The 21062-nt window shown below is 63.9% G+C and carries 21 protein-coding genes, 1 tRNA gene and 1 pseudogene; 15 read left to right on the top strand and 8 right to left on the bottom strand.

Annotated elements, in window-relative coordinates; all coding sequences use genetic code 11:
* The 9 genes from ACNPP0_RS17700 to ACNPP0_RS17660 all read left to right on the top strand — a co-directional run.
* A partial coding sequence (locus ACNPP0_RS17700) for a FadR/GntR family transcriptional regulator (protein ID WP_448706583.1) occupies positions 1-383 on the top strand: 383 nt, incomplete at its 5' end.
* Positions 380-1624 carry a Zn-dependent hydrolase gene (locus ACNPP0_RS17695; protein WP_448706582.1) on the top strand — a complete coding sequence of 415 codons (1245 nt, stop codon included), beginning with the start codon at positions 380-382 and terminating at the stop codon, positions 1622-1624. The genes ACNPP0_RS17700 and ACNPP0_RS17695, both read left to right, overlap by 4 nt.
* Before the next feature lie 260 nt (positions 1625-1884).
* Positions 1885-3459 carry an ABC transporter substrate-binding protein gene (locus ACNPP0_RS17690; protein WP_448706581.1) on the top strand — a complete coding sequence of 525 codons (1575 nt, stop codon included), beginning with the start codon at positions 1885-1887 and terminating at the stop codon, positions 3457-3459.
* A 102-nt stretch (positions 3460-3561) separates the two neighbouring features.
* Entirely contained in the window at positions 3562-4569 is a 1008-nt protein-coding gene (locus ACNPP0_RS17685; RefSeq protein WP_162941181.1) for an ABC transporter permease, read from the top strand.
* Positions 4566-5405 carry an ABC transporter permease gene (locus ACNPP0_RS17680; protein ID WP_332607344.1) on the top strand — a complete coding sequence of 280 codons (840 nt, stop codon included), beginning with the start codon at positions 4566-4568 and terminating at the stop codon, positions 5403-5405. Before ACNPP0_RS17685 ends, ACNPP0_RS17680 begins: the two co-directional genes overlap by 4 nt.
* 9 nt (positions 5406-5414) lie before the next feature.
* Positions 5415-7049: an ABC transporter ATP-binding protein gene (locus ACNPP0_RS17675; RefSeq protein ID WP_332607343.1), complete on the top strand. Its 1635-nt coding sequence runs from the start codon at positions 5415-5417 to the stop codon at positions 7047-7049.
* Between the two features lie 85 nt (positions 7050-7134).
* Positions 7135-7425: a cupin domain-containing protein gene (locus ACNPP0_RS17670; RefSeq protein WP_332607342.1), complete on the top strand. Its 291-nt coding sequence runs from the start codon at positions 7135-7137 to the stop codon at positions 7423-7425.
* Positions 7426-7444: 19 nt separating this feature from the next.
* Positions 7445-8509, top strand: a complete 1065-nt coding sequence (locus ACNPP0_RS17665; protein ID WP_332607341.1) for a histone deacetylase family protein — start codon at positions 7445-7447, stop codon at positions 8507-8509.
* Positions 8510-8524: 15 nt separating this feature from the next.
* The gene (locus ACNPP0_RS17660) at positions 8525-9418 is read left to right on the top strand and encodes a DMT family transporter (protein WP_332607340.1); all 894 of its coding nucleotides are present in this window, start codon (positions 8525-8527) and stop codon (positions 9416-9418) included.
* 9 nt (positions 9419-9427) lie between these two features.
* Here ACNPP0_RS17660 and gntR read toward each other — a convergent pair whose 3' ends face one another.
* On the bottom strand, positions 9428-10453 hold the full coding sequence (gntR, locus tag ACNPP0_RS17655; protein ID WP_448706580.1) for an HTH-type transcriptional regulator GntR: 1026 nt from the start codon (positions 10451-10453) through the stop codon (positions 9428-9430).
* Between the two features lie 133 nt (positions 10454-10586).
* On the opposite strand from gntR, the gene ACNPP0_RS17650 reads away from it, so the two are divergent.
* The 4 genes from ACNPP0_RS17650 to ACNPP0_RS17635 are packed head-to-tail and all read left to right on the top strand — an operon-like array spanning position 10587 to position 15333.
* A complete protein-coding gene (locus tag ACNPP0_RS17650) occupies positions 10587-11129 on the top strand; it encodes a TRAP transporter small permease (RefSeq protein ID WP_332607338.1) in 543 nt (180 codons plus the stop codon).
* Positions 11130-11183: 54 nt separating this feature from the next.
* On the top strand, positions 11184-12464 hold the full coding sequence (locus tag ACNPP0_RS17645) for a TRAP transporter large permease (protein WP_448706579.1): 1281 nt from the start codon (positions 11184-11186) through the stop codon (positions 12462-12464).
* 28 nt (positions 12465-12492) lie between these two features.
* On the top strand, positions 12493-13509 hold the full coding sequence (locus tag ACNPP0_RS17640) for a TRAP transporter substrate-binding protein (RefSeq protein ID WP_332613502.1): 1017 nt from the start codon (positions 12493-12495) through the stop codon (positions 13507-13509).
* 42 nt (positions 13510-13551) lie between these two features.
* Entirely contained in the window at positions 13552-15333 is a 1782-nt protein-coding gene (locus tag ACNPP0_RS17635) for an IlvD/Edd family dehydratase (RefSeq protein ID WP_448706578.1), read from the top strand.
* A 32-nt stretch (positions 15334-15365) separates the two neighbouring features.
* Here ACNPP0_RS17635 and ACNPP0_RS17630 read toward each other — a convergent pair whose 3' ends face one another.
* Both ACNPP0_RS17630 and ACNPP0_RS17625 read right to left on the bottom strand, forming a co-directional pair.
* Positions 15366-15761 (bottom strand): YbaN family protein, encoded by a 396-nt coding sequence (locus ACNPP0_RS17630; RefSeq protein ID WP_448706577.1) that lies wholly within the window; start codon positions 15759-15761, stop codon positions 15366-15368.
* 71 nt (positions 15762-15832) lie between these two features.
* Complete coding sequence (locus tag ACNPP0_RS17625) at positions 15833-16426, bottom strand: tetratricopeptide repeat protein (protein ID WP_448706576.1); 594 nt, start codon at positions 16424-16426, stop codon at positions 15833-15835.
* A gap of 262 nt (positions 16427-16688) precedes the next feature.
* Between ACNPP0_RS17625 and ACNPP0_RS17620 the strand changes: the two genes are divergently transcribed.
* Both ACNPP0_RS17620 and ACNPP0_RS17615 read left to right on the top strand, forming a co-directional pair.
* On the top strand, positions 16689-16967 hold the full coding sequence (locus ACNPP0_RS17620) for a hypothetical protein (RefSeq protein ID WP_332613506.1): 279 nt from the start codon (positions 16689-16691) through the stop codon (positions 16965-16967).
* Positions 16968-17002: 35 nt separating this feature from the next.
* Positions 17003-17272 carry a hypothetical protein gene (locus ACNPP0_RS17615; protein ID WP_332613507.1) on the top strand — a complete coding sequence of 90 codons (270 nt, stop codon included), beginning with the start codon at positions 17003-17005 and terminating at the stop codon, positions 17270-17272.
* A gap of 156 nt (positions 17273-17428) precedes the next feature.
* Here the strand turns inward: ACNPP0_RS17615 and ACNPP0_RS17610 are convergent.
* The 5 genes and pseudogenes from ACNPP0_RS17610 to ACNPP0_RS17590 form a co-directional block, all read right to left on the bottom strand.
* Positions 17429-17505, bottom strand: a tRNA-Val gene (locus ACNPP0_RS17610).
* 291 nt (positions 17506-17796) lie between these two features.
* Positions 17797-18462, bottom strand: a complete 666-nt coding sequence (locus tag ACNPP0_RS17605) for a phosphoribosylanthranilate isomerase (protein WP_332613508.1) — start codon at positions 18460-18462, stop codon at positions 17797-17799.
* 69 nt (positions 18463-18531) lie between these two features.
* Complete coding sequence (locus ACNPP0_RS17600) at positions 18532-19752, bottom strand: TRAP transporter substrate-binding protein (protein WP_448706575.1); 1221 nt, start codon at positions 19750-19752, stop codon at positions 18532-18534.
* Positions 19753-19813: 61 nt separating this feature from the next.
* On the bottom strand, positions 19814-20623 hold the full coding sequence (gene truA / locus ACNPP0_RS17595) for a tRNA pseudouridine(38-40) synthase TruA (protein WP_332613510.1): 810 nt from the start codon (positions 20621-20623) through the stop codon (positions 19814-19816).
* A gap of 3 nt (positions 20624-20626) precedes the next feature.
* A pseudogene (locus tag ACNPP0_RS17590) lies at positions 20627-21062 on the bottom strand (peptidoglycan-binding protein LysM); the annotation flags it as partial.

The following is a 21062-nucleotide window of genomic DNA, read 5'->3' as shown; positions in this document are numbered from 1 at the left end:
CCCCCCACCAGGCCACGCCCGCGCAAATTGCCGGCATCCGCGATGCCCATGCCGCCATGTCGCTGACCGACTCGCCCGGCCGCCACGACCGCGCGTTCCACAGCGCCATCGGCGCCGCCTGCGGCAACGCGGCGCTGGCGTCAGCCGTGGCGCACCTGTGGAATCTAAGCCAGTCCAGCTCACTGTATAGCCGCATGCAGGACTATTTCGTCACGACGCAGGCGTGGGTTGCCGCCCATGCCGAGCATCAACGCATCCTGAACGCCATCACGGCGCGAGACCCGATTCGCGCGCGCCACGCCATGCACACGCACCTGCTTGGCATCCTGGCGCGCCTGCGCGAAGACTTCGATCCCCTTACCGACCATCGAGGCAACACATGACTACGTCTACCCTGTCCATCAACGGCCAACGCCTGTGGCAGTCGCTGATGGACCTGGCGCGCATCGGCGCCACGCCTAAAGGCGGCAACTGTCGATTGGCGCTGACCGCGCTGGACGGCCAAGGCCGCGACCTTGTCACCGGCTGGATGCGCGATGCCGGCATGACCGTGCGGGTGGACCAGGTGGGCAACATCTTTGCGCGCCGCGCCGGCCGCAATAACGACCTGCCGCCCGTCATGACCGGCAGCCACATCGATACGCAACCCACGGGCGGCAAGTTCGACGGCTGCTACGGCGTGCTGGCAGGTCTTGAAGTGATGCGCACGCTGAACGACGCCGGCGTCCAGACAGAAGCGCCGCTGGAAGTGGCGATCTGGACCAACGAGGAAGGCTCGCGCTTCGTGCCCGTGATGATGGGGTCCGGCGTATTCGCCGGCAAGTTCACATTGGAAACCGCGCTGTCGGCCCGCGATGCGCAGGGCATATCGGTACGCGATGAGCTGGCCGCGATCGGATATGCGGGCACCGACCCGGTTGGCGGGCGCCCGGTGGACGCGTACTTCGAGGCCCATATCGAACAGGGCCCCATCCTTGAACACGAAGAAAAGACCATCGGCGTCGTGACCGGCTCGCTGGGCCTGCGCTGGTACGACATCACGGTGACCGGCATGGAGATGCACGCGGGCCCCACGCCGATGGCAATCCGCCGCGACGCGCTCTTTGCGGCCAGCTTTCTGGTGCAGACCGTCATCAACATCGCCAACGCGCACCAGCCGCATGGGCGCGGGACCGTGGGCGAGATTCACGCGTATCCGGGATCGCGCAACGTCATTCCCGGCCAGGTCCGCTTTACCGCCGACCTGCGCCACGAAGACGAAGCCACGTTGACGCGCATGGACCAGCAATGGCGCCGGGCTTGCGACGACATTGCGGTGGCCCATGGCGTGAAGGTGGACTTGAAAGACGTGCAGTATTTCCGCCCCACGCCGTTTGATACCGACCTGGTGGACAAGGTGCGGCAAGGCGCCGCCAGCCGCGGCCTGCCCGCGATGAACATCGTGACGGGCGCGGGCCACGACGCCGTCTACATGGCCGCGGCGGCGCCCACCGCCATGATCTTCGTGCCCTGCAAAGACGGCATCAGCCACAACGAAATTGAAGACGCCCAGCCCGAGCATCTGGAAGCCGGCTGCAACGTCCTGCTTGACGCCATGGTGGCGCGGGCCAACGCCGCAAGATAGCGGCAGCTGTTTCTTCGCGGATCGCCGCGCGGCCGACGCCGACGTCTCCACGTCTTTCGGCACGCCGCGCGTGCACCGCCGATTTCGCCGCATTGGTGCGCGGCCTGTCTTACCCAGCACCTGTACGAAGCATGGCGGTAGCGGCTTTACCTGTAATACCCCTGAGAAACCCAGGTGGCACAAGGTTTGCTTGTCAAAGCACGGCATCGGCCGCGCAGCGGCGGTCACCTGTCAGTCCCTTTCCAGCCCGGAGGCTCGCAGTGAAATCGAAGAAATGGTTCTCCCTAAGCATCGGCGCATTGGTCCTTGCGGCCGCGCTACCCGCCTCGCAAGCCTTGGCACAGACCAAAGGCGGCACGCTGAACATGATCGTGCAGCCCGAGCCGCCCGTGATTGTCACGGCCATCAACCAGCAAGGCCCCACGCAGTTCGTCGCAGGCAAGATCTATGAAAGCCTGCTGACCTATTCCACAGACCTGAAGCCGCAGCCCGGCCTGGCCAAGTCATGGGAAGCGGCGGCCGACGGCCTGACCTACACGTTCCACCTGCAAGACAACGTCAAGTGGCATGACGGCAAGCCGTTCACGTCGGAAGACGTGGTGTTCTCGCTTTCCGAAATGCTGCCCAAGACGCATGCCCGCGCCCGCGTCATCCTGAACAAGTTTGTCGATTCGGTGACCGCCCCGGACGCGAAAACCGTGGTGATCAAGCTGAAGACGCCCTTCCCCGCGTTCATGCTGATGTTCGAACCCGGCTTTGCGCCCATGATGCCCAAGCATCTGTACGCCGGCACGGACTTCATGACCAATCCGGCCAACCAGAAGCCCGTGGGCACCGGCCCGTTCATGTTCAAGGAATGGAAGCGCGGCGAATACATCAAGCTGACGCGCAACCCCGATTACTGGAAGCCCGGCAAGCCGTATCTGGACGAACTGGTGTTCAACGTGATTCCCGACGCAGCCTCGCGCGCCGTCGCGTTCGAACGCGGCAGCGTGGACGTGCTGCGCGGCGGCGACGTGGACAACGTCGACATCAAGCGCCTGCGCGCCCTGCCCAAGGTGGAATACACCACCGCCGGCTGGGAAATGTTCTCGCCGCAGGCCTACCTGATCTTCAACATGCGCAAGCCTCCGTTCGACAACCTGAAGGTGCGTCAGGCCATCATGGCCGCGATGAACCGCAACATGGTGGTCAACAATATTTTCTTCGGCCTGGGCAAGGTGTCCACCAGCCCCTTCGTGACGACCGAGATGTTCTACGACAAGAACATGCCGGGGATGCCGTTCGACATGAAAAAGGCGCGCGCGCTAATCAAGGAATCGGGCATCAAGCCCGAGGACTACACCATTCGCCAACTGAGCTTTCCGTACGGTTCCACCTGGGATCGCCTGGGCGAATACACCAAGCAGGCCCTGGAACAGCTGGGCTTTAAGGTCAACGTGGAATCCACCGACGCGGGCGGCTGGGCCAGCCGCACGGGCAACTGGGACTTTGACCTGACCACCACGTTCACCTACCAGTACGGCGACCCCGCGCTGGGCGTACAGCGGCTGTATATCTCGTCGAACATCGTCAAGGGTTCGCCGTTTGCCAACGTGCAGGGCTACAGCAACCCCGAGACCGACAAGCAGTGGGAAGCCGCCGCCTCTGAAGTTGACCCGGCCAAGCGCCAGGAAATTTACACCAAGCTGCAAACCACGCTGGTCAACGACGTGGCCAACGGCTACCTGGTGGATATGGAATTCCCCACCTTGTACCGCGCCAACGTGAAGAACCTGGTCAAGACCGCCATCGGGTTGAACGAATCGTTCGACGACGTCTACATCGAAAAGTAAGCGCAGCAAGACGCCGCCGCGAAGCCCTTGCGGCGGCGGAGCCGGCAGCGCATGGGCGCGCCCCCTGGCCGCCCGCGTTCAGCCCGAGAGGACATCCCAAGCATGAAATTCCTTTCCTTTTTCCTGTCCCGCGTCGGCAAGGCCCTGGTGGTCGTGCTGGGCGTGGTGATCATCAATTTCTTTTTGATCCGCCTGGCGCCCGGCGACCCGGCCGCCGTGCTGGCGGGCCAGGCCGGCGCGGGCGATGCCGCCTACGTCGATCAATTGCGCGTGGCATTCGGCCTGGACAAACCCATCCTGACGCAGCTGATGCTGTACCTGAAAGGCGTGGTCCAGCTGGACCTGGGCTTCTCGTACCGCAACCACGTCCCCGTGCTGGACCTGATCGTTGAACGCCTGCCCGCCACATTCCTGCTGATGTCCTGCGCTTTTTTGTTTTCCATCGTGCTGGGTGTCTTCCTGGGCGTGGTCGCGGCCAAGGCGCGTTACCGCAACAAGCGCCGCTGGATCGACAGTTCGGTGATGACCGGCGCGCTGCTGCTGTACGCCACGCCGCTGTTCTGGCTGTCGTTGATGGGCATTCTGCTGTTCTCCGTCGTGCTGGGCTGGCTGCCCGCCTTCGGCATGGAAACCGTCGGCTCGGGCCTGACCGGCTGGGCGCGCGCATCCGACATCGCCCAACACCTGATCCTGCCCACCGTCACCCTGGGTTGCTTCTTCATGGCCGTGTACGTGCGGCTGACGCGGGCGTCGATGTTGGAGGTGATTGGCATGGACTTCGTGAAAACGGCGCGAGCCAAGGGCGTCAGCCCCAGCCGAGTGATCCGCGTGCACGTGCTGCGCAACGCGCTGCTGCCCGTCATTACGTTCGCCGGCATCCAGCTGGGCCAGATGGCCGGCGGCGCGGTGCTGACCGAAACCGTGTTTGCCTGGCCGGGCATCGGGCGCCTGATGTTCGACGCCCTGCTCCAGCGCGACTACCAATTGCTGCTGGGCATCTTCCTGGTCACATCAATCATGGTGGTGGTGTTCAACCTGCTGACCGATGTGTTGTACCGCCTGATTGATCCGCGTATCGCCGCGGGCGCGCAGCAAGGAGCCGCCGCATGAAAGCTTTTGCCAGACGTTATATGCGCAACTACGGCGCGGTGGCGGGTCTTGCCATCATGCTGGTCGTGGTCATTGTGGCGCTGGCCGCGCCGCTGCTGTATGAAGAGTCCCCCTGGATGATGGTGGCCGACCCGCTGATTCCGCCATTCACGAACGCCGACTTCCCGTTCGGCACCGACATGCTGGGGCGCGACATCACCGCCGGCCTGGTGTGGGGCGCGCGGGTGTCCTTGATGGTGGGCCTGCTGTCAACGGCGGTGGCGCTGCTGTTCGGCATTCTGGTCGGCTCGGTGGCGGGCTACTGCGGTGGCCGCGTGGACGACGCGCTGATGCGCTTCACCGAGTTCTTCCAGACCATTCCGCAACTGGCGATGGCCGTTGTGTTGGTGGCCATCCTGAGCCCGTCGGTCTATTCCATCATGGGCGCGATCGCCGTCGTGTCCTGGCCACCCGCCGCGCGGCTGGTGCGCTCTGAATTCATGACGCTCAAGCAGCGCGAATTTGTCCAGGCGGCCATCGTCATTGGCCAGACGCCGGCGCGCATCGTCAGCACGCAGATTCTGCCCAACGCCATGTCGCCCATCATCGTGTCGGCCTCGTTCATGGTAGCCACCGCCATCCTGACGGAATCGTCCTTGTCCTTCCTGGGCCTGGGCGACCGCAACCTGATGAGCTGGGGCTTCATGATCGGCGCGGCGCGCACGATGATCCGCGAAGCCTGGTGGATGAGCGTGTGGCCCGGGGTGGCCATCCTGCTGACGGTGCTGGCCATCAACCTGATCGGCGAAGGCCTGAACGATGCCTTGAACCCCCAACTGCGCAAGCGCGGCGAATAGGAGGCCAACATGACGACCGAAGCCACGCCCTTGCTCTCCATCCAGAACCTGAGTATCGCGCTGCCTCGCGGCGGCGACCGGCCCTTTGCCGTGCAAGACGTTTCCTACGACATCCGCGCCGGCGAAATCCTGTGCATCGTGGGCGAATCCGGATCGGGTAAATCCATGAGCGCCAACGCCATCATGGGCCTGCTGCCGGACTACCTGACGCCGCAGCAGGGCCGCATCCTGTTCCGTGGCAAGGACCTGTTGCAGCAAGACGAAGCCACGTTGCAAGCCATGCGCGGCAAAGACATGGCGATGATCTTCCAGGAACCGCTGTCGGCGCTGAACCCGTTGATGACCGTGGGCGAACAGATCAGCGAAGTCATGCGCGTACACGACGCCTACCCGGGCGCCCAGCGCATGAAGCGCACGCTTGAACTGCTGGATTTCGTGGGGTTGCCGGACCCGGCCACGCTGTATCACGTGTATCCCTTCCGGCTATCCGGCGGCCAGCGCCAACGCGTGATGATCGCCATGGCCCTGGCGCTGGAGCCGGCCCTGCTGATCGCCGACGAGCCCACCACGGCGCTGGACGTCACCACGCAGGCGCAGATCCTGGCGCTGATCGCGCGCATTCAGAAAGAGAAAGGAATGGGCGTGATGTTCGTCACGCACGATTTCGGGGTGGTGGCCGAAATTGCCCACCGCGTCGCCGTCATGGAAAAAGGCGTGCTGGTGGAGCAAGGTCCCGCCGACGAAGTCCTGAACCGCCCGCGCCACCCGTACACGCAGCGGCTGATCGCGGCGGTGCCGCATCGGCGTGGCGAAGAACGCGTGGCCACCGCCAATGACGCGCCCGTGCTGGAAGTGAAAGACCTGAAGAAAACCTACGTCATTGGCCATGGCTGGCTGGGCGGCAAGCGCGAAGTGCATGCGGTGGACGGCGTCAGCTTCAGCGTCCGGCGCGGTGAAACGTTGGGCATAGTCGGCGAATCCGGTTCAGGCAAGTCCACCATCGGCAAGTGCCTGCTGAAGCTGGTGGGCATCAACGGCGGGCAACTGATCTTCAATGGCCAGGATATTGCCGCAATGTCCGAATCGCGCTTTCGCCCATTGCGCCACGATATCCAGATGATCTTCCAGGACCCTTTTGCCTCGCTCAACCCGCGCCACACCGTGGGCCGCATCATCAGCGACGGGCCCGTGGCCAACGGCGTGCCGCGCGCCAAGGCCGAGGCGCGTGTGCGCGAACTGCTGTCGCTGGTGGGGCTGGACCCGTCCGCCTTCGACCGCTACCCCAACCAGTTTTCGGGTGGGCAACGCCAGCGCATCGGCATCGCGCGGGCGCTGGCGCTGGAACCCAAGGTGCTGGTAGCCGATGAATCGGTGTCGGCGCTGGACGTCTCGGTGCAGGCGCAGGTGCTGCAACTGCTGCATGACTTGCAGCAGCGCTTGCAGATCGCGCTGGTGTTCATCACCCATGATTTGCGGGTCGCGGCGCAAATCTGCAATTCCGTGTTGGTGATGCACCGTGGCAAAGTCGTGGAATACGGTTCCCCGACCCAGATTTTCGACAAGCCACAGCATGCCTACACGCGTCAGCTGATTGCCGCCGTGCCCGGCCAACACTGGGATCCCACGCAGGCGACAATGGCCTGACCGCCGCCGCCGCCGCCGACACCGACACCGACACCGACACCGACACCGACACCACGACACCATGACAACTTCAGGAGCTTCCCCCGTGCAACGCCCCGCCGCCGTTCCCACCGTGCAGATCGACAACGACCGCGTCACCGTCACTGAATGGCGCTTTCCGCCCGGCGGTGAAACCGGGTGGCACCGCCACGGCATGAACTACGTGGTGGTGCCACAAACCACCGGCCCGCTGTTGCTTGAAACGCCCGACGGCGAGGTCACCAGCCAGCTCACCACCGGCATCGCCTACTATCGACCGGTTGGCGTTGAGCACAACGTCATCAACCCGAGCGACACCGAATTCGTTTTTGTCGAAATCGAAATCAAACAGGCTTGACGCGTCAGCGAGGACCACCATGAAGGCGTTTTTCTCGGAAGAACAATTGCTGCACACCCCGCAGCAGTTCATGCGCTTGGGGCGGATCAGCGCCCCTACCGATCTGCCGTCCCGCGCGGAAAGCCTGCAAGGCGCCCTGACGGCGCGCGGCATCCCCGTGCAAGCGCCTTCGGACTATGGCCGCAAACCGCTGGAAAGCATCCATAGCGCCGACTACCTGAACTTTCTGGAATCCGCCTACACGCGCTGGCAGTCGTTGAAGGCGCCCGGCGTGGACCCGGGCCCGGAAGTGTTGCCCAACCTTTCGCCTTACTACAACGGCCGGGTCGAACAGGCGGGGCGTGGGCCCTGCCCCTCTCCGTCCATCGTGGCGCAAGCGGGGTACTACCTAAGCGATTTGTCTTGCCCCATCGGGCCGCAGACGTGGCGTTCGGCGCTGCGGTCCACGCACAGCGCGGTGGCGGCCGCCGATCACGTTGCCGGCACGTCCGGCATGGCGTACGCGCTGTGCCGGCCGTCGGGCCACCACGCCCATCGGGATCGCGCCGGCGGCTTTTGTTATTTGAACAGCAGCGCGGCGGCGGCCAGCCGCCTGCTACAGACCTGGTCCAAAGTGGCGGTGCTGGATGTGGACGCCCACCATGGCGACGGCACGCAGAACATCTTCTACCAGCGCGCGGACGTAATGACGGTGTCGCTGCACGCGGACCCCGGCGCCTACTACCCTTTCTATACCGGCTACGCGGAAGAACGCGGCCACGGCGCGGGCGAAGGCTACAACCTGAACCTGCCGCTGGCGCACGGTTCAGGCAACGCCCCCTTCCTGGCCGCGCTGGACACCGCGCTGACAGCGCTGTCCGGTTACGCACCGCAGGCGCTGGTGCTGGCGTTAGGCTTCGACACCTACAAGGATGACCCCATCAGCGTGCTGAAGCTGGACATCGACGCGTACCGGGACATCGGCGCGCGCGTGGCCGGCTTGCGCTTGCCCACCGTCGTCGTGCAGGAAGGCGGCTACATGGTGCAGGCGATCGGCCCCGCGCTGGACGCGTTCCTGCAAGGCCTGGGCCACGCCGGCGCTTGACGCGCGGCAAGCACCATGGCCTCCGTTTCCGCTGCCGTCCTGCCTACGCCCGCCGCCTCGCGCAATGCCGGCATCCTGCTGTTCTTCGCCGCGCTGGTGGCCTTTGCCACCTTTGACGCGGGGTCCAAGCACATGCTGGAACGCTACCCCGCGCCGTTCCTGAACGTGATGCGGTATCTGGCGGTGATCGTTCTGGCCGTCACCATGCTGTGGCGTCATGGCAGCGGGATGCGCCTGCGCGATGCCCCGGAAAAACCCCTGCTGGTGCTGCGCGGCGTCACGCTGGCCACGGTAGCCACGTGCTTCATGACCGCACTGATCTGGATGCCGCTGTCGGAAGCCACCGCCATCTACTTCACGTCGCCGCTCATCATGGTGGCGCTGTCGCCGTGGCTGCTGGGCGAACGCGTGCGCCCCGTGCAATGGTTGGCGGTGGCCGTGGGGTTTGCCGGCATGCTGCTGATTGTGCGGCCCGGCGCCGACCTGCCGCTGTTGGGCACGCTGTTGATGGCCGTGTCCGCGATCTGCTACGCGATCTTCCAGGTGTTGACACGCAAGCTGTCGAGCAAGGTGCCCGGGCCGGTGCAGTACGCGTATACGGCGATCATCTGCCTGATCGTCACGGCGCTGCCGGCGCCCTTCTTTCTGCCCGAGCCCTGGCCCACGCCCGCCGATACCGCGATCATCATCGCGCTGGGCGCATGCAGCGGCCTGGCGCAGGTGTTGTTGATTGCCGCATTCCAACGGGTCTCGGCAGCGACCCTGGCGCCGTTGAACTATTTTCAGCTGCTGCTGGCCGTGCTGTTCAGCACCTTCTGGTTCCAGCGCCCGCCCGACACGCTGGCGTTGGCGGGCATGGCGCTGATCATGGCCTCGGGCGTGTTCCTGGCCATGCGCCGCGCAAGCTAGCGCCGTCGTTCAGCTGGTTTCGCGCTGCACCAGCGTAAAGCCCAGGTCTACGTGCCGCTGGGCGATAGGCTCGCCCGCCAGATGCTGCATCAGCAAGCCCGCAGCCGACACGCCGATCTGGTAGCGCGGCGTGGCGATCGTGGACAGCGGCGGCGTCGTCCACGCCGTGCCCGCCAGGTCGTGAAAGCCGATCAGGGCCATCTGCTCGGGTACGCGCACGCCCAGCCTGCCGCACTGAAACACCGCGCCTTGGGCCAGGTCATCGTTGCAGAAGAAGACGGCATCGCAATCTGGATGCTGCTGTCGCAAGGATTCCAGCAACGACGCCCCCAGACTGATCGACGACTTTTCCGGGGTCATGATCTCCAGCGTGGCGTCGTAGCAACCCGCATCGCGCAACGCCTGTCGCGCCCCTTCGCAGCGGCGCAACGAACGTGGGTCCAACTGCGCGCCGATGATGCCGATACGGCGGCGGCCACGTTCCACCAGATGGCGGCAGGCGGCATAGCCGGAATCAAACTGCGAGAAACCGACGCTCATGTCGTCGGCGCCCGCCAGCGTTTCGATGGTATGCACCGTGGCCATGTGGTGCGTGCGCAGCAAGGCCCAGGTGCCCGGGTTGTGGTCGATGCCGGTCAGGATCAAGCCGTCCGGCGAATGCTGTAGATATTTGCGCAGCAAGGCTTCTTCGGCATCCGGCGAATACCCCGTCACCCCGATCAGCATGTGATAGCCATGCTGGTCCAGCACTTCCTTGATGCCCGAAATGATGTCCACGAACACCACGTTGCTAAGCGACGGGATCAGCACCACGATGGTCTGCGAGCGGGCCGAAGCCAGCGCGCTGGCGGCATGGTTGGGCACGTACCCCAGTTCCTGGCACACGCGCGCGATGCGCAGGCGCAGCGCCTCGGCCACTTTGTCCGGTGTGCGCAACGCGCGCGACACGGTGATGGCGCTGACGCCGGCGCGGCGCGCCACCTCTTGCATGGTGACGCGGCCAGCGTGCGAACTTCGGGGTTTACGGATGGACATTGGCCTTCGTGGTCGGGTGGGAAGCGCGTAGTCTGACGCAAAAAACAGGGGCTTGCCAAAAGCGAAATGTTAGCGCTAACATCCGCCAAAGCATAAGCGAAAAAAGCCCAGAAAAACCGGGCAGGAGACAAACATGCAAGCCTTCCCTTCCGGGCCGCGCGGCGGTTCGCCGCTGGCCCGTGCCGCCGATTGGTGTTTTGCGTTGCAGACCTGGCTGATGGTGGCCTGTCTGGTCGTCATGGTCGTGCTGCTGTTCGGCAACGTGGCGCTGCGCTATCTGTTCAATTCCGGCATCAACGCGTCTGACGAGGTATCCCGCCTGGCTTTTGTCTGGCTGATCTTCCTGGGCGCCGTCATTGCGTTGCGCGAACACCAGCACATCGGCGTCACCATGCTGGTCGAGCGTTTCGGACCCGCTGCGCGCCGTGTGTCTCACATCTTTTGCCAGCTGCTGGTGCTGTGGGTGCTGTGGCTGATGGCGCAGGGCAGCTGGGTGCAGACCGTGATCGGCATGGACACCGTGCTGCCGGTCACCGGCATGCGCCTGGCGGTGTTCAACACGGCGGCGCTGTACGCGTCCGTGGCCATGGGAATCCTGACCGTCATTGATCTGGTTCGTGTGCTGGCCGGCGGCCCTTTGCCGGCGGAATCCAGCCCCGAAGACCCGCTGGTCTGACCCGGGCCACGCCCGCCCACCGCCCCCGCCCCCTTCCCCGCCCGGACCTCTGCAATGATCCTGACCGTCTTCCTGCTTGTACTGCTGGGGCTGATCGCCCTGGGCATGCCGATCGCCTTCGCGCTGTTGCTCAGCGCCCTGGCCATGATGTTCCAGCTGGACTTTTACGACACCCAAATCCTCGCGCAGAACATGCTGACCGGCGCCAACAGCTTTACGCTGATGGCCGTACCGCTGTTCATGCTGGCGGGTGAACTGATGAACGCAGGCGGGATATCCCGCCGCATCGTCCGCCTGGCCAGCATGTTCGTGGGCCATATTCAGGGCGGGCTGGGCTACGTGGCGATTTTTGCCAGCGTGCTGCTGGCCGCCTTGTCCGGCTCGGCCGTGGCGGACGCCGCCGCGCTGGGATCCCTGCTTATCCCCATGCTGCGTGAAAAGGGTTACGACGCGGGCCAGGCTTCCGGCCTGATCGCGGCCGGCGGCATCATCGCCCCGATCATTCCGCCGTCGATCTCTTTCATCATCTTCGGCGTGGCCACCAACGTATCGATCACCAAGCTGTTTTTCGCCGGCATCGCGCCCGGGCTGATGATGGGAATGACGCTGGTGGCGGTATGGACGTGGGTGGCTCGCAAGCACGGCAGCATCACCCCGTCGCCGCGTGAACCGTGGCGCAACCGCCTGAAGGCGCTGCGCGAATCGATATGGGCGCTGATGCTGCCCGTCATCATCATCGGCGGGCTGCGCGGCGGTGTCTTCACGCCGCCCGAGGCCGCCGTGGTGGCTGCCGTGTACGCGCTGGGCGTGAGCCTGTTCGTCTACCGCGAAATCGGGCTGCGGGACTTGATGCCGCTGTTCGTCAATGCGGCGCGCACGACAGCCGTGGTCATGTTCCTGGTGGCCGCCGCGATGGTGTCGTCCTACATGATCACGCTGGCCGACATGCCGCAAGACCTGATTGCGCTGCTGGAACCGGTCATGGACCAACCCAAGCTGCTGATGTTCGCCCTGCTGCTGCTGCTGACATTGGTGGGCACGGTCATGGACCTGACACCTACCATCCTGATCCTGGCGCCGGTGCTGATGCCCGTGGTCACCAAGGCCGGCATCGACCCCGTCTACTTCGGCGTCATGTTCGTGATGGTCGGCTGCGTGGGCTTGTTGACCCCGCCGGTGGGCACCGTGCTGAACGTGGTGTGCGGCGTGGCCCGCATCAATATGGAAACCATCTGCAGGGGCGTGTGGCGCTACGTCGTGGCCTACACGGGCCTGCTGGTCCTGCTGGTGATCTTCCCCGAGCTGATCACCGTACCCGCACGCTGGATGCACTAGCGGCAAAAAAACCCCAAGGAGGAGCACCATGACCCAACGATTCAAAACCCGTTTACTCGTGCTGGCCACCGCGCTGTCCTGCGCCGTTGCCGGCGTGGCCGCCGCGGCCGACGTCAAGCCGCGCCTGATCCGTTTTGGTTACGGCCTGAACGAAGAAAGCGTCCAGGGCCGCGCCGCGCGCTTCCTGGCGCAAGAGCTTGAAAAAGTCAGCGGCGGCAAGTTGAAGATGAAGACCTTCGGGTCGGCCAACCTGGGTTCCGACGAACAGATGCAAGGCGCGCTGGCCGGCGGCGCCCAGGAAATGATGGTCGGGTCCACCGCGCCGCTGGCGGGCATGGTCAAGGAATTCGGCGTGTTCGACCTGCCCTTCCTGTTCAACAGCGAAAAGGAAGCCGACGCGGTGCTGGACGGCCAACTGGGCCAGGACCTGTTGAAGAAGCTTGAAGCCAAGGGGCTGGTCGGCCTGGTCTATTGGGAAAACGGTTTCCGCAACATGACCAATTCCAAGCGTCCGATCGCGCGCGCGGAAGACCTGCAAGGCATCAAGCTGCGCGTCATGCAAAACCAGATCGCGCTGGGCGTCTTCAATACCCTGGGCGCCAATGCCGTGCCCATGCCTTTCTCGGAGCTGTTCACCGCGCTGGAAACGCGCACGGTCGACGGGCAGGAAAATCCCATCACGACCATTCAAAGCAGCAAATTCTACGAAGTGCAGCCCTTCCTTACCATCACGCGCCACGTCTACACGCCGTGGGTAGTGCTGGCATCGAAGAAGTGGTGGGACACGCTGTCGCCCGACGAACAGAAACTGGTGCGCCAGGCGGCCGAGGCATCGCGTGAGTTTGAACGCAAGGACAGCCGCGCGGATTCCACCAAGGCCATGACCACGCTTGAAAAGGCCGGCATGAAGATCAACACCGTCAGCCCCGAGGAAGTGGCGCGCATGCGCCAGAAAGTCCAGCCGGTGGTCGACAAATACACGCAGGAACTGGGCCCCGACCTCATCAAGCAGTTGAATGATGAGATTCAGAAGGCGCGCAACTGACGCCTTTTTACTGATCGCCCACGCGAAGCAAGCGAGCTCCAAATGTCACAGATACCCCGCAAGTTGCGCAGCCAGAAATGGTTCGACGATCCCGCGCACGCCGACATGACGGCGATTTACGTCGAACGCTACCTTAACTACGGCCTGACGCGGCAGGAACTGCAATCGGGGCGGCCGATCATCGGCATCGCCCAGACCGGCAGCGACCTGGCGCCCTGCAACCGGCATCACCTGGCGCTGGCCGAGCGCATCAAGGCGGGTATCCGCGACGCGGGCGGCATCCCCATGGAGTTCCCGGTGCATCCGCTGGCCGAACAAGGCCGGCGGCCCACCGCCGCGCTGGATCGCAACCTAGCTTATCTGGGCCTGGTCGAAATCCTGCATGGTTATCCGCTGGACGGCGTGGTCCTGACCACCGGTTGCGACAAGACCACACCCGCCTGCCTGATGGCCGCCGCCACCGTCGACCTGCCCGCCATCGTGCTGTCGGGCGGACCGATGCTGGACGGCTGGCACGAGGGCCAGCGGGTGGGTTCCGGCACGGTCATCTGGCATGCCCGCAATTTGATGGCGGCGGGCAAGCTGGATTACGAAGGCTTCATGACGCTGGCCACGGCGTCATCGCCGTCGGTGGGCCACTGCAACACCATGGGCACCGCGCTGTCGATGAATTCGCTGGCCGAAGCGCTGGGCATGTCCTTGCCCACCTGCGCCAGCATTCCCGCCCCCTACCGCGAGCGCGCGCAGATGGCCTATGCCACCGGCATGCGCATCTGCGACATGGTGCGGGAAGACTTGCGCCCGTCGCACATCCTGACGCGCGAGGCATTTGAAAACGCCATCGTGGTGGCCTCGGCGCTGGGCGCGTCCAGCAACTGTCCGCCCCACCTGATCGCCATGGCGCGTCACGCCGGCATCGACCTGAGCCTGGATGATTGGCAACGGCTAGGCGAAGACGTGCCCTTGTTGGTGAACTGCGTGCCGGCCGGCGAACACCTGGGCGAGGGCTTTCACCGTGCGGGCGGCGTGCCCGCCGTCATGCACGAATTGCTGGCGGCCGGCCGCCTGCACGCCGACTGCCCCACCGTATCCGGCCGCAGTATCGGCGACATCGCCGCCGCGTCCAAGACACGCGACCCGGACGTCATTCGCACATGCGAAGCGCCACTCAAGCATCGCGCCGGATTCATCGTGCTGTCGGGCAACTTCTTCGACAGCGCCATCATCAAGATGTCGGTGGTGGGCGAAGCATTCCGCCGCACGTACCTGTCGGAACCCGGTTCGGAAAACGCCTTCGAGGCACGCGCCATTGTTTTTGAAGGCCCGGAGGATTATCACGCCCGCATCGAAGACCCGTCGCTGAACATCGACGAACATTGCATTCTGGTAATACGCGGCGCGGGCACCGTCGGCTACCCGGGCAGCGCCGAGGTGGTCAACATGGCGCCGCCGTCGCACCTGATCAAGCGTGGTATCGATTCACTGCCTTGCCTGGGCGATGGCCGGCAAAGCGGCACGTCGGCCAGCCCGTCGATTTTGAATATGTCGCCCGAAGCGGCCGTGGGCGGTGGTCTGGCGCTGCTGCGCACAGGCGACAAGATCCGCGTCGACTTGAACCAACGCAGCGTGACCGCGCTGGTGGACGATGCCGAGATGGAACGGCGCAAGCAGGAACCGCCGTATCAGCCGCCCGCGTCGCAAACGCCCTGGCAGGAAATCTACCGGCAGATGGTGGGCCAGTTGTCTACCGGGGGCTGCCTGGAACCGGCAACGCTTTATCTGAAAGTGATCGAGACGCGGGGCGATCCCCGGCATTCGCACTGAAAGGGCCGGCGCAGCGATACGCGCGCCCAGCGCTATCGTTGCAACGGCCGGCCGCCGACATCGGACACGTTCGGTGCCGGCCGGCTGAGTACATAGGCCGCGCTGGCAACGAAAAACAAGCCGACGCCCACGGCCAACGGCCACGACGGGTGCGCGCTCCACCAGAACAAGCCGTATCCCAGCGCCATGCCGAGGCAGGCGTACGTCTTGCCTTTACGCGACACCGCCTTCTGGTCGCGCCAGATGCGCAGCGGCGGCCCGTAAGTCGGGCTGTCCAGCAGCCATTTTTCCAGGCGCGGGGACGACCGCGAAAAGCAGCCCACCGCCAATATCAGGAAAATCGTCGTCGGCATGACCGGCAAAAATGCGCCGATGACGCCCAATGCCAGCATCACGCAGCCCAACGCCAACCATAGAGCTTTCATCATGATGGTCAGCAGAATATCGCAATTGCCGCATTGCCGTCGAAGCGGCGGGAATCAACCGGGCGGTCGCCGAGTCAACCGCGCGGCTCCGGCATTTGGGCGCGTAGCATTTCCATGAATTTCGGGCTGGGCGATCCGCCCGCCGCGCGCGCCTTGACCACCATTGCCCACGCCTGATCGTATTGCCCACGCCAGTAGTACGCCGTGGCCCAAGAGGAATACAAATACCCCTTGTCCGGTTCAACGGCTTCGCCTTTGCGATACCACTCGTCGGACCGCGCGGTAGCCGCCACCCGCGCCTCCGGCGGCAGCGTCTTGTCTTCCGCCGCGCACCGGGCGGCAATGCTGCCTGCGTCGGCATAAATTCCCTGAAACGTCGGGGGATCATGGCTGATCGCCAGGTCCATCATGCTCATCGCCTGGCAGAACTTGCCCTGGTCGTGCAGCACGGCGGCAAAGCCGGTATAGGCCTCGGGGTTGTCCGGGTTCAACAGCCAGGCCTGATTGAACCGCCGCATCGCCATGCCCAGTTGGTCCGCCTGATAAAACCGGTAGCCCTGCGACACCCAGGCCTTAGACGCCTTGCCGGCTGAACCGAATGCCCGGACCGCGTCCTGCAGCAGCTTCTTGTCGCTGGCCTGCAACTCGGCCGCGGCAGACCGGTCCATGCCCCCATACATCGGCAATTCGTCAACACGCGGCTGCGCTTGCGTTGCCGGCGGCGGCTTGATGGCGCAAGCGGCAAGCCAAACGCAGGGCGCCAGCAGTAGAGCTTTGTTGAATGTGTGCATGGTGTAGGCAGGCGGAAGATACGCCGGACCTTATCAGATAAGCCCCGCCCCCGCGATACGGTGTTCGCTTTCCCCGGGGCAACGCGTGGCATGTCACTTGCTGAAGAGAGGCGGCTTCTTTTCTTTTGGGGGAACTGCAATGCAAACCGATGACGTAGTTGAAATGGAACCCGTGGGCCGTGATGACCAATCGCTGACGCGGCAATTGAAGGACATAGACGCCCGCCGCCCCGACTTCCCGGGCGAACACCTAATCGTATTTGGCCTGGGCGCGCTATTGATCATGGCGGGCATGAAAGGCCGCACGCCCTTCAAACGCGCCATGCTGACGGCGGCCGGCACAGCCCTGATGGGCCGCGCGGCAAGCGGCACCGGCGGCATTGCCAAACTGGCGCGCGTCGTCAAGAAACTGGGCTGATCGCTTGCGCTGCAACGGAGGACCCGGCTGACATCATGGACGCGCTATGGAATTTTCTTCAATGGCCCGCGATGGTGACATCGCTGGCCGCCGCATGGCTGGTGGCATCGCAAGGCAAAGCCAAACGCAAATGGGGATTTTGGGTATTTCTATTTAGCAATGCTTTGTGGATTGCGTGGGGTTTGCACGACGGCGCGTATGCGTTGATTGCGCTTCAGCTGGGATTGGCGGCGTTAAATATTCGCGGGGTCAGGAAAAATCAACACGACGAATCCGCGCGGAGCGAGGCGGCGTCGCAACCGTAGGAAACCAGAACCGTAGAAAACCAGAAATCGTGGGAAGCGCTCAGGCTTGCTAGGCCCTGGCGGGTTTGCGCAGCGCAATGAAAAAAGCCGCTAAGTCAGTGACTTAGCGGCTTTTAGTATCGGCTTTTGCCGTGCTTTTCAGCACTTGCAGGAATCTGGTAGGCGGTATTGGGTTCGAACCAACGACCTCCACGATGTCAACGTGGCGCTCTAACCAACTGAGCTAACCGCCTGCAAAGAAGAAGAATTATATAGTGCTTTTTTGAACCGTGCAAATCGTCTTTAATGATTTTTTGCAGTATTCATTGCGTGGTTTGGTTGGGGCTATTGCCTTGGCAATTTGCTTTCGCTTGCCCAACTGAATACCAATCTGAATGGCTTTCAGTACCCGATTCGTTCAGTTCGATTTATTAAGCGTGTCATGCTTCCAAACCGCTTTATGACCGCTTCCAAACCGCTTCGGCTACCGGCAGCTACCGCCAATTTTTACCGGCCGGCAACTGCACACCAACGCAACTACAGCACTACTTTTTACCCTTCATTTTCGCGTCTGCGGCGTGTGCCGCATCAACGAAGAACGAGATTCTATCAGAACTTTTTATTCCTTGCTCAAGCTCGACGCCGCTGCTCACATCGACGGCCCAGGGCCTGACTTGCTGGATCGCCTGGCCGATGTTGTCGCCGTTCAAACCGCCCGACAAGATCAGGGGACGCGACACGGGATCGGCGCGCACGTCGTCCAGCAACGCGTAGTCAAAGCCATGGCCGCTGCCACCGTATCCGGAGCTATAGCTGTCGAACAACCACCCCGCCGCTTCGCCGAATGCGCGGCAGTACGAGGCCAGGTTTTCAGCGGTTTCCAAGCCCGGCGCACCCACGCGGAATGCACGCAGGAAGCGTTGGCCGTAGCGGGCGCAATCCTGCGGGGACTCGTCGCCGTGAAATTGCAGCAGTTCAGGGTGCACTTCATCCAGCACGGCCTGCACGTCGGAGGGCGCAGGGTTGACGAACAGCGCGACGACGTCCACAAACGCCGGCACCGCACGCCGCAACTGGGCCGCGCGCGTCGGCGTCAGGCAACGCTTGCTCTTGGGATAGAAGACAAAGCCGATGGCATCGACGCCGGCCGAGACGGCCGCTTCGATATCTTGTTCGCGGGTCAATCCGCAGATTTTGATGCGTGTACGCATGACATTCACCACCTGTGGCCCGATAGAAAAAATCGGTGTATCAGTATATCGCGCGGCCCCCGGCGGCTATCAGCCTGCTGGCTGGCCCAGCGTGGCGATCATTGAGTCGAAGCTGCCCTCGGCAACGCGGAACCAGGGGACTTCCTTGTCCCGGAAAGCGACCATGCTGTCGTAGAGCTTCTTGAACATCGGATCCTTGGCGCCCAGCTCTTTATAGGCCGCCAGCGATGCGTCGTAGCAGGCTTGCAGCACCGGTTTGGGAAACGCCTTGAGCTGCGCGCCGCGCGATACCAGACGGCGCAACGCGTCGGGATTACCTGCGTCGTACTTCGCGATCATGTTGGCGGTTGCCATGCGGCACGCCAAAGCCAGGGCCGACTGATACGGCTTCGGCAGTTCGTCGTAGGCGTCCTGGTTCACGTACAGCGACAGCTGCAAGGTGCCGGCCCACCAACCCGGGAAGTAATAATTACGCGCGACCTTATACAGCGCCAGGCTTTCATCGTCATACGGACCGACCCAGGCCACCGCGTCCACCACGCCTTGCTCCAACGCGGCGTACGTGTCGGCCACCGGTACATCGACAGGCGTGGCGCCCAACCGCGCCAGCACGTTCCGCGCGAATCCGCTGGCTTTGATCTTCAAGCCGCGCAAGTCGTCCACGGTCTTGACCTCGCCCCTGAACCACCCGCCCATCTGCGCCCCCGTATAGCCGCAAGGGAAGTTCACGATGTTGTACTTGTCAAACAGCACACGCGTCAGCGCCAGGCCTTCGCCCTGAAGCATCCAGGCGTTCATCTGTCGGGTGTTCAAGCCGAAGGGAACGCCGGCGTCGAAACTTAGCGCGGGGTCGGTATCGAAGTAGCGCGTCGATGCCGTGTGCCCGCAGTCCACAACACGGTTCTGCACGGCTTCAAGCACTTGGCCGGGCTGGACCAGATCGCCTGCGGGGAAAATCTGGATCGTGAAACGGCCGTCGGTCACCTCGGACACATACCGCGCAACGTCTTCGGCGCCCGCGAACAAGGTGGGCGATTCGCTTGGAAAGCTGGACGCAAGCCGCCATGCCACCGCAGGCGCCTGCTCTGTCTTGGGCGGCGTCTGTTGTGTGATGGGCGGCGTCTGTTGTGCGACGGCGGGCGTCTGTTGTGCGACGGCCGGCGTCTGTTGTGCGACGGCGGGTTCCTGTTGTGCGATGGCCGTCGCCTGTTGTGCGATGGCCGGTGCGGCCAACGCGGCGCTGCCTGCCGCGCCGAGGGCGGCCTGTTTCAAAAACGCGCGGCGTTGCATGGCAATGGTTCCTTTAAGCGCATGGAAGGCGCGGTGGGCGACGGCGGCTTCCTGGTAATTCCTAATAAGACTGCGTAAACGGCGACAACAAAGACGAGCCGCCATCAAGCTCTTCCAGGCCGAACTCGGCTGGGTAATCAATGGCCGACAAATACAGGCCGTCGGGCGCGAAGGTGGGCGCCCCGCGCGTACGGTCGCGCCAGGACAGCAGCTGCGCCATCCAGTCCACCGACTCCCTGCCCTGCCCCACTTGCAGCAGCGCGCCCATGATGTTGCGGACCATGTGATGCAAAAACGCGTTGGCCTTCAAGGTGAAAACCAGGAACGGCCCGCGTTCCGCGATTTCCAGCCGGTGCATCTGGCGCACCGGATGCTTGGCCTGACATTGCGAAGAACGGAAGCTTGAAAAATCGTGTTCGCCGACCAGGGCCTGAGCGGCGGCGCGCATGGCTTGCACGTCCAGCGGTTGAAAGCACCAACCGGCCCGCCCCGCCCACAAAGCCGGCCGCACCCGGCCACGCCACAGCAGGTACACATAGGTGCGTGCGCGCGCGGAAAAACGCGCATGAAATTCGTCGGACACTTCCTGCGCCCACTGCACCGACACGCTGGGCGGCAGAAACGCATTCACCCCGCGCACCCAGGATTCCATGCGCCGGTCCAACGCGGTGTCCAGGTGTACCACCTGCATTGCGCCGTGCACGCCGGTGTCGGTGCGGCCCGCGCATATCGTGGGCACCGTGCCCTGCACGCCGCAGAATCTTGCCAAGGCAGACTCCAGTGTGTCCTGCACCGTTTGCCGGTGCGGCTGGGTCTGCCAACCCTGCCAAGCGGAGCCGTCATAGGCCAGCCCCAATGCAACTCTAGACATCGTTCAAACCCGTGGACCGCTGACTCGGCGCGGTTCGTCCGTGGGCGGTTCGTCCAGGTCGAGATTGATCGTATCGAGCTTGCGGTTCAGCGCTGCCGTGTCCAGCACCGGCTCGTTAAAGGCGTAGGTGTCCTCGTCATCGTCGTCGCGACGCGCGCCGGCGCGACGCAGCAGCCAGGCAATCGCGAAGGCGATCAATGCCAGCAGGGCGGTAACGATGACAAGCAGATTGTCCGCCAACCAGCTTGGCATGCTGCTGGAGAGGTCTTTGGCGTTATCCGGCGGTGTGCCCGTACGGGCACTGTCCGAGGAGGATGCGCCGGGAGCGCCGGCGTCACCCGGCGCGCCGGGTGTTCCTGCGGCGCCTGGAGAGCCGGCTGGGCCCGCTGCGCCCGCTGCCCCTGGAGTTGCGGCTGTGCCGGCAACGCCCGGCGTGCCA

The organism is Achromobacter semiaridum, assembly GCF_053543755.1.
Note: the sequence above shows the minus strand (reverse complement) of the source record. Positions and strands in the feature narration are given on the sequence as shown.